The 8,964-nt window shown below is 59.2% G+C and carries 5 protein-coding genes; all 5 read right to left on the reverse strand.

What is annotated here, in order from left to right; genetic code table 11:
* Nucleotides 1-50: 50 nt before the first annotated feature.
* A complete protein-coding gene (locus LB552_RS22685) occupies nucleotides 51-1,649 on the reverse strand; it encodes a restriction system-associated AAA family ATPase (RefSeq protein WP_224610383.1) in 1,599 nt (532 codons plus the stop codon).
* A complete protein-coding gene (locus LB552_RS22690) occupies nucleotides 1,646-3,208 on the reverse strand; it encodes a restriction endonuclease subunit S (RefSeq protein ID WP_224610385.1) in 1,563 nt (520 codons plus the stop codon). Before LB552_RS22690 ends, LB552_RS22685 begins: the two co-directional genes overlap by 4 nt.
* On the reverse strand, nucleotides 3,205-4,704 hold the full coding sequence (locus LB552_RS22695; protein WP_224610387.1) for an N-6 DNA methylase: 1,500 nt from the start codon (nucleotides 4,702-4,704) through the stop codon (nucleotides 3,205-3,207). Before LB552_RS22695 ends, LB552_RS22690 begins: the two co-directional genes overlap by 4 nt.
* 13 nt (nucleotides 4,705-4,717) lie before the next feature.
* A complete protein-coding gene (gene hsdR, locus LB552_RS22700) occupies nucleotides 4,718-8,107 on the reverse strand; it encodes a type I restriction-modification system endonuclease (protein ID WP_224610389.1) in 3,390 nt (1,129 codons plus the stop codon).
* Nucleotides 8,108-8,210: 103 nt separating this feature from the next.
* Nucleotides 8,211-8,633, reverse strand: coding sequence for a DOPA 4,5-dioxygenase family protein (locus LB552_RS22705; RefSeq protein ID WP_224610391.1), 423 nt, complete (start codon nucleotides 8,631-8,633; stop codon nucleotides 8,211-8,213).
* Between the last annotated feature and the right edge of the window lie 331 nt (nucleotides 8,634-8,964).

Raw genomic sequence — 8,964 nt, forward strand, 5'->3', positions numbered from 1 at the left:
ATCGTGTAGCCAATTGTCCTGAAAGCCTAACGGCGAATATGAGAAGAGCATTACCGGGTCTGGCCCTTCCTCAGCTGTCGCAGATGGTCGGCGACAAATGATTTCTCGACTGAAGCGCCAAGACGCGGGAGCGCTCGTTCAAGCTCTTCTATGTCATTAGATTTTAGCAATTCGTTGATCTCGTCCCTAGCCATCTGTGCAATGGGTGGCTGTATAGCAAAGCAAAACTCCAAGATGCGATCGAAGTTAGCACCATAGGTTTCGATGCCTGGGCTAGAAACGGTCACCTTGTCTCCATTTCGCGAAAAGATCAGTATCTGCTCGCGTGGAAGGTCTGCTGGAACGAAAGGAGCGTGTGAAGTCAGCAAGACTTCTTGTTCCCCGCGCGCGCCGGGCAAATCGAGCAGGCGCTTGGCGAACTTGATGCGCCACTCCGGATTGAAATGAGATTCGGGTTCATCGAGAACGAATAAGGCATTATGGTTTCGTATCATCGAGAAAAGGCCCAGCACTGAAGCCTGTTGATGCTCACCGTCAGAGAGTGAGGCATAATCGACCACGCTTTCCCTCGCTTTGGTTTTCGTGTGGAAGCGAACCTCCTCGAAGCCAAATACCAAATCTTCCTGCTGAGGCTCGGGCAGACGAGCAGCGAAGCGCCGCTCCTTGACAGCTTTTTCCATACGTTGCCTCGCAACGCGCGGAATGGCGAGGTCGTTGAGCAGTGCAAATTTGTGCAGCGCCCGATAGAGGTCCAGCGCGGTGTCGAAAAAGTGCCCGAACGCATCCCTCGTGGCATCATTGACGAAGAAATCGAACGTGTAAGTCTCGGTCTTTGCGTCCTCGTTCCAACAGGTGGCAGATCGTTTTAGCCGATCGAGAATGGACTCCAGCTCATCGGTCAGCTGGATTCCCTTTCGCCCGGTGCGCTGGCTAATGCGTGTAGGGGCCTTCGGCGCCGCCGGATGGGCCAAACGGACTACGCACCTGCATGAAGCGATATCCGAGAGCCTCGCGTGATCCAGAATACCCTGTCGTGCCTTTGCGCTGTTCAGGACAAGGTTGGCAAACAGGACCTCAAGATTCGTTCCATAGTCAATTAGCAACATGCGATTATCAGATGGAGACGGGGTATCATAACGCGCTGCCTCCGCGACTGCAGATGCATAGTTGGACCGGCTGAATAGAAACGGCAGGCTTAGTGTCTCGTTGTCGCCGGACGTATAGCCAATGATTAGCGAAGGCAAGTGTCGAGCAAAGGCCAATTTAGATGGCGCTATCGTCTTCCAGCCATCCGCTGCTTCCGTTTCCAGAATTATTGGTCCGATCCTCCTGCCCTTCGACCGACGCGACAGCCTGACGTTAACAGGTTGGGCCGATACCAGTGGCTTGACGGTGTACTCCAGTTCAAACTCCGCTTCTTCATTAGCAGAGCTTCGTTCTTCACCGGGGCTATGCGCGTGCCATGCAGCTTGGAATATTTCGGCGAGAAGTTGTAGAAATTGCGACTTTCCAGAACCATTCGGGCCGAGCAGACACAGCGGCTCAAGATGCTCGTTAGCGTTCGTCGGACGAGCTATCCGAACATCCAAGCCATCCAGTAAGCCACCGCTGGTGCCTGAACGAATTACCTTGACGCGAGTCAACCTCATGCAGCGATCCGCTGAAGCATCATCTGCTTGCTCGCCTTGTCAAACACTTGGCGAACCTTGGGTTCGTGTTCCGATAGCAGTTCGAACAAGGCATCGCGAAGCTCATCGTGAGGTAACGCTATGCGTGTGGCCACTTCTTCATACTTAAGACCTTCGGTGGGCCAATTCTGGCTATCTTCGAGCAATTTGTCACGGGCAGAGGATGACTTTGAGGTCATGGGTTGTTCTTTCGCCGAATTGTTCTTCCTCAGGCGACGTGATTTGTCACGCTCCTCGCCCTGTTGTCGCATAATCCGCTCCAGCAAAACGCTCGCCGGTTCGTCATCGGGGTCTTGTGGTATCAACTCGCCGCAGCAGCCTTTCGCGAGGACGGCGGCTTCGAGCCGGTTGAGCAGCGCCCGAGCGCGGGCCGCTTCGGCCTCGAGGCGATCCGCGTCGGCGAAGACGACGTCAAGTTGGTCGGCAATTCGAGCCTGCACTTCGAGGTCCGGTAAAGGCAATTCGTATCCGCGCAATTGACTAAGCCCGATGCGCGGCCGCGTTGCACCATGCACTTTGGCTTTCATCGCATCGTAGGTTTGGGGCGAAGCCAGCATATAAGTGACGAAGCGGGCGTCGCACACCGCGGTGTTTGGCCGAATGGTGAAACAGTCGGCCTTGTTGATCGCAGGTCCATCAAACTCAGCCGGAAACTGGCAAACTCGTACGTGACGATCGACGAACGAGGAAAATAGAATATCCCCAGGCTTCAGAGTGTGTTTCGTCAACGCTTCGTACTTCTGCGTAGAGATGAAAGAGCGCTTGTCGGCGATGAACTTGAGGCGGCCAATATTCTCTAGCCGGATCACGCGTATACCCGAAGGCACATAGTCTGCGGACTTCAGGTTCGAGCCAAAAGGCCCGTCGAATGTTGAAATGGCCAGATCGGTAATCGACACGACCGAGGCAACCAATTGTGCGCGGGCAGTACTCAAGGCGGCCGAGCGCAGTTGGTCTGCCAGCACTGCAATTCGATCCAACTCCGTGCGCACGCGGGCGAGATGGGCGGTCAGCGTATCCAGTTTCTGAACGATGAGGCGCTGTTCACTGGTAGGAGGCAGAGCGAAGGCACTACTCTTAAGGCGCTCGAACTCGATGCTATCCACCGTAGTGCCCGCCTTACCAAATTCACGCAGGATTTGCGGACCACGCGCCTGAAGAGTATACCCCACAAATGGAGAAAGGATACCCGCCTTTGGCGTGAGCGCCTTCAAGTCCTGATTGATCGCTACCGGTACAATGTTAATTGCGACCGGCAACGAGTGCTGCAGAATTCCACTCCGCGTAACCAGTAACACTGATCCTTCTTGAACGAGATTGGTCGCAGAGCCAGAGATTGCGGCCTCAGTAATATAGTCTTCAGCACTGTCAATGAGAGTTCGTTTCATGTCCTTCGGGGAAACCCATGGGACAGTGCCGTTCGTCCAGAATGCTCTGTTCAACTTGCTTGGTGTGCCACCACCTTGCCAATTGCCTAGATCGCCGAGCGTCGTTTCCGTCCATCCTGCCGGTAACGTCACTTCGCCACCTCTGTTGCCTCGGAGTCAGCATTAACTTCGCGGCTGCCTTCCCCCAACTCCTCCATTAGTGCCCTCAGCCCCTCCAGCGCCGCGGTCAAATGCCCTTCGATGGCGGCGCCAATGTCTTCGGGCGTCTCCAACTCGTCCTCCGCATCCTTGCTGGTGTCCTTCAGCCAAGTAATGTCGAGGTTGTCCCCGCGCGCGGCGATGTCGGCGCGATTGAAGCGACGGAACCGGCCGTTCTGACCCTGGTCAGTTCGTGGCGCGCCGCCGTTAGGCTCATCACCGTAGGCGCGTGCGAAATCATCCAACTCCGCCCTCTTGAACGGGTTGGTCTTGCCATAGGCAGGTGCGCCGGAGCGCGCATCGTAGATCCACACGGCCCGAGTCGCGTCCTCCATTGGCGCCTCCTCATCCGAGCGGGTAAAGAACAGCACGTTGGTCTTCACGCCCTGGGCATAAAAGATGCCGGTCGGCAGGCGCAGGATGGTATGCAGGTTGCACCAGTTCATCAGCCGCTGCCGCAGCTGCTTACCACGTCCGTCGTCGAACAGCACATTGTCCGGTACAACCACCGCAGCGCGCCCGCCGAGCTTCAGGGCCCGAATGCAATGTTCTACGAACGGCAGTTGGTAGGACGAGACGCGATCGGTAATGGTGAGGTCGTCGCGCGTCGGCGGCCCGCCCGCCGGGCCGAAGGGAGGATTTGTCAGGATCAGGTCGGCATTCTTGAACTGCGGCCGCTGGCCGGCGGGTGATAGAGTGTCAGCGAGGTCGAGATAATCCGGGTCGATCTTGTGAAGATGCAGGTTCATCAACAGCAGGCGGAACGTGTCCGGAACGTTCTCCAATCCGCGCAGAGCCTCGCTCACCTGAAATTTTGCTTTGCGGGGAACCTGCAAAAGAACAAAATAATCGTCACTTGCGGCGCGCATGTAGCGGTCGGCTGCTATCAGGAAGCCGCCAGTACCGGCGGCCGGATCCTGAATTACTTCACCAATCTGCGGCTTCATCAGCCTCACCATCACTTCGATGAGCGCACGAGGTGTGAAATACTGCCCCGCTCCACGTTTGGTTTCTTCCGCCATTTTCTGCAGCAGGCCTTCATATGCATCGCCGAAGGCGTCGCGCTCATCGCTGAACCAATGCAGGCCGTCGATGGCGTCAATGAGCTTGCGCAGGTTGGCCGGTTCTCGAACGATGGTCGCAGCATTCTGGAAGATGGCGACGACCGAGCGGTCCTTCACCTTCTCGCCATCGCCGAGATCGATCAACGCCTGCCTGTAGCGCTGAAGCACTTCCGTCTCACTTGCGCTCTTCAAGGCGCCCCAGCGATACTGTTCGGGAATGCGGCTCTCGTCCTTCTGCTCCGACGCCATCTTGAGGAACAGCAGATAGGTGAGCTCTGTGACATATTGCTGGTAGGTGACGCCATCCTTGCGCAACAGGGCGCAGAGACGCCAAAGCTTGTTCACCAGATCTTGCGACGGGTTCATTGGCTGTCTTTCGCTATGCGGCGGTGTCGCCGCCCCAGATGGCGGTATTCAAATCCTTGAGCACACCTTCCAGCCCGGATTCGAACTCGCGGTCAACCACCTCGAAGCCACCGGCCTGTGCGAAGAGCGGATCGGAGAGGATTTCGGGATCGCCAACCGGCTGGGCTTTAAGCGCGCGACCTATGCGCACAAGCCACTGCCGCTGCTTGGCGGTCCACGACCGGCTGGCAAGAATCTGCTGGAGTCCGTTTTCAACGCGCGTTTCATAAGGAGCGAGCGGATCGCCGATCGCCGCCTGTCGCACGAAGCCAATAACATGCGCCGCAATGTCGGCATTGCGCACGCTGCCATAGGCGCGGCGCAGGCTCGCCTCGGAGAATCCGTTAGCGTCGAGCAGAGTGGCGAGTTCCTTCAATTCTCTGCGCGTCAGGTCGCGCGGCCGCTGCGTGGCGGCGATCATCGCCGGCACGGCGTTCATGTTGGAGCGCACAAACGTCTCGAAACTTTCGATGTAGTCGCGCGGGCTCGCCTTGTCGCCGTAATGGTCCTCGACTGAGATCAGCTCATCGCCATGCTCCGAGATATAGATGCCGTCGCCGCGCCGTTTGCCGGCGCCGACAAGGTCGAGCAGGGTCGCGAGTGACGGGTGCTGCTGGAACAGCTCGAGCGTTGCCACGGGCGCGGCCGATTTCAGCTTGTCGGGCAGTTCGGTCAGCGGCCCGACAACGGCTTCCAGGCCTTCGCGCTGCGCCTCATCCAGGTGCTTCAGACCCGCGCGCAGCTTCACGACAATCTGATCACGCACGAAGGCCTTATCCTCGTCAGTCGTCGCTCGTCCCAGATCGCCGACCAGTATCGCGAATGTCAGCGATGGATCGACCACTATGGGCCGCATATCAGTGACTTCCTGCAGATTGGCGTAGATGTCGACCGCGTCGAAGATGCGGAAATATTCCTTGCCGATCTCGTCGCAACGCCGTGTCGCGCGACCGATCATCTGGTCGTACAGGATGCGGCTGTTGACGCGGCGCACGAAGACGAGATTCACGATCGACGGCACATCGATGCCGGTGGTCAGCAGGTCGACCGTGACGACGTATTTTGGGCGTGGGTCGTTCTTAAATGCCTTGATGCGGTCCAGGGGTCTGTCCACCGAGCCGGTGATTTTCTCGACAAGGTCATGAGGTTGCGGCCCGTATTCTGCAACCAGCGCGGCACGCAGTTCGTCAACCAGAATGTCCGCATGGTCATCGCGGGCCGCGAACAGCAGGGTCTTGCCGGGCTGGTCGGGAGTGCATTCGGCCGCTATGGCTTCCGCAACGGCTCGGTTGAAGGCGCGCGTGTAGACCTTCTTGTTGAACTCCGCGACCTCGAAGTCGACCTGATCCTCCAGATTGAACAGGTCGATCTGCCCAGTTCGCGGATCGACGATGTTGACCTCTTCACCCTTGTCGAAGCTTATGCCCGTCTGGCTGAGCGCCGTGGTGATGCGGCGCGGCGGGCGATGATCAATTAGATAGCCGTCGATGACGGCCTGGCGATAGCCGTAACGGAACACAGGCGCGCCGAAGATCTCTCGTGTATGCAGGGCCGGGGTCGCGGTCAGCGCAATCTTGATGGCGTCAAAGTAGTCGAGAACCCTGCGATAGGCCGACAGGTAATCGTCGAGATTGCGGAAGGAAAGGTCCTCTTCGCGCAATTCGGCATCGAGCGTGTAGCCGCGATGCGCTTCGTCGACGATGATCAGATCATAGGCGCCGGGAGTCGGACGCTCGGGACTTGGATCATCGGAAATGCGACGGATCATCGCCTGCACCGTCGCCACTTGCACGCGGTCCGTCGCCTCGGGGAATTTGCGGGCCATATCCGCAATCGGGAAGACCTGATCGAACTTCAGAAAGCCGCTTGTGTCGGTCGTGCTCATGGCATCGAGCGTCTGGCGGCCAAGAGCGTTGCGGTCGACTAGGAACAGGATGCGCCTAAAGCGCTTGGTGCGCAGCAGTTCGTACATCAATGCAATGGCGAGGCGCGTCTTGCCGGTGCCGGTTGCCATGGCGAGCAGAATATTGTCCTGGCCACGGGCAACAGCTGCCTCGACCGCCAGGATTGCTTCCTGCTGATATGGCCGCAGCCCGGTAACCCCGATCTCCCGATCGGCGAGTTCGGCGACGTGCCCGATTTGCTGTTCTAGCCGCTCGACAAGATCGCGCGGCGAAAACCATTCCGAGAGCGCACGCGGCGGGGCTTGCAGCCGAGCGTCCCAGAACCATGTGCCGGACTTGGTCGCGAGCTGCTTAACGAAGGGACGACCATTGGTCACAAGCACAAACGGCACGCGAAAACGCCCCAGCCCGTCGATCCACGGCGCATCGGGCAGCGTCTCCTCTTCCCGCAGTTGAATGTCGCGCGCGTAGCGCTTGGCCTGCCCGATCCTGCCCGGCACATCGCGAATCTGACGTTTTGCCTCGATGATCCCGACACAGCCACCGTTGACAAACAGGGCATAGTCGGCCGGACCACTATCGGTCGGCCATTCGGCGATGGCGATGGCCTCAGTCGGCCTCGGGCGTGTGCCGTTGGCATGGCGAAGTGCCTGACTGTCGGCTCGCCACCCGGCGGCGCGCAACTGCTCATCGATCAGAACCCGGGTTGTTGCCTCATCGATCTCAATGTGCTCTGCACTCCTGGCCGCCTCGTTTGCCAGAAGATCGAGTTGGAGCCCGGGAGCTGCGTTGGCGGCTGATTGGAGTTCCGCCAGGGAATTTTCCGCGGCACGCAGCGCAGCTTCGGTGTCGGCGGCATACTTTTCCCAAAAGGCCCGTTCACCGGCCTCCGAACTCATGCGACCCTCAAGTTCGCGGCGTGCGGCTTCCGCGTCTTGCGCGGCCAGCCTCGCCTTGGCCTCCGTGTCGGCGCTGGCTGCCACAGCGCTGCGAAGCGTCTCGATCTCCCTCTGCAGCGCCACCGTTACATCGGCGCGCGGAACAGGCGGCACAAATGGCCCGGCCTTGAACGACGGTGCGCTGCCATAGGTCTGATGAAACCAGACGCCAATCGCACGGGCGATCTTCAATCCCGTCAGCGCATCGCTCGCCGAACCTTTGTCTTCATGCGCAGCCTGGTTCCCGGCCCCTTTCAGGTGATAGAAACACTGGGCTATCTCCCGCTGGAGAATGGAGCGGGATCGAAGGGTCCGCAGCACCTCGTCAAACGACATGCGGGGATCGTTGTAGAGCGCCTGCCGCGCTGCCACCTGCTTTGCAGTGATCTCGGCAAACTGGCGTAACTTCACCAACGCTGTGGGCGGATCGTCGGCATAATATCGCTCCGCCAGCCGGCCGAGCTTTGCGAGCTGCGGGCTATGTGGTTCTAGAAACTCGAAATTTCCGGCGCTTTCCCCCATGGCGCGCTACACTATAGCTATTCTCGCGATGCTCAAGAGGGTGCAACATCCTCGGCGACGTTAGTACGTGAGCACTTGCGAGATATTGGGCCTACAATGCCCCTCACACCCCCAGCGTCGGCGCCGTATTCACCTCCAGCGCCTCCTCCGCCTCGTCCTCTTCCCCCAGCACCTCGCCCTTCACCGGCAGCGCATGGCCGATCCAGATCGGGTCGATCAGGTGGTCGCGCTTGGGGTTGGTGGTGTTGGGGTGGATGAGGATGCTCAGGCCGCCATGGTTCAGCATCAGCCAGGGGACCAGCGTGGCGAAGATTTCGGTGGCGAAGGAGACCTGGTACATGGCCTGCTCATGCGGGCCGACCGGCTCGTCGCGCCAGTTGCCGAGCCGCACGCGAAAACGCTCGCCGATGCGCTGGCGCAGCCATTCGGCGTGCCGGCGCTGCGCCTCATCTCCGTAATAGATGTGAGCGTGATAGCTGGCGATTTCCGAAAGCGGTCTCGGATTAAGCGGCGTGGCTTCGTTCATCGCGATGCTCCCCTCCCCGATGGTTCCAGTCTGTCATGCGGAACTCTAGGCGCTTCTTCGGTTCATGGAAACGGCGAGCCGCTCTACAGACTGTTCAGCGTGGGCGCGTGTGGCCGTAATCGCAGACGCCGGCCCCGCTCCGTCTCGGCGCTGCGCGCCGAGCCACCTCTCCCCACTTCGTCTACGGCATGCACATTTCCAAGCGGCTGGTCTTTGGCGATAGCGTGCATGGCGCATGCATTGTCTTATGTAGAGCTGGTCGACCCCCACTCCGTCTCGGCTTCGCCGAGCCACCTCTCCCCCGATCGACGGGGGAGAGGAAAGGCGCCAA

Origin of the sequence: Mesorhizobium sp. CA7, assembly GCF_020165015.1 — a bacterium.
Classification (GTDB): domain Bacteria; phylum Pseudomonadota; class Alphaproteobacteria; order Rhizobiales; family Rhizobiaceae; genus Mesorhizobium.

Bases quoted from the DNA above. Each gene is read 5' to 3' on its own strand.
- LB552_RS22705 (WP_224610391.1), bottom strand. From the start codon at position 8,633: ATGAACGAAGCCACGCCGCTTAATCCGAGACCGCTTTCGGAAATCGCC.
- hsdR (WP_224610389.1), bottom strand. From the start codon at position 8,107: ATGGGGGAAAGCGCCGGAAATTTCGAGTTTCTAGAACCACATAGCCCG.
- LB552_RS22685 (WP_224610383.1), bottom strand. From the start codon at position 1,649: ATGAGGTTGACTCGCGTCAAGGTAATTCGTTCAGGCACCAGCGGTGGC.
- LB552_RS22695 (WP_224610387.1), bottom strand. From the start codon at position 4,704: ATGAACCCGTCGCAAGATCTGGTGAACAAGCTTTGGCGTCTCTGCGCC.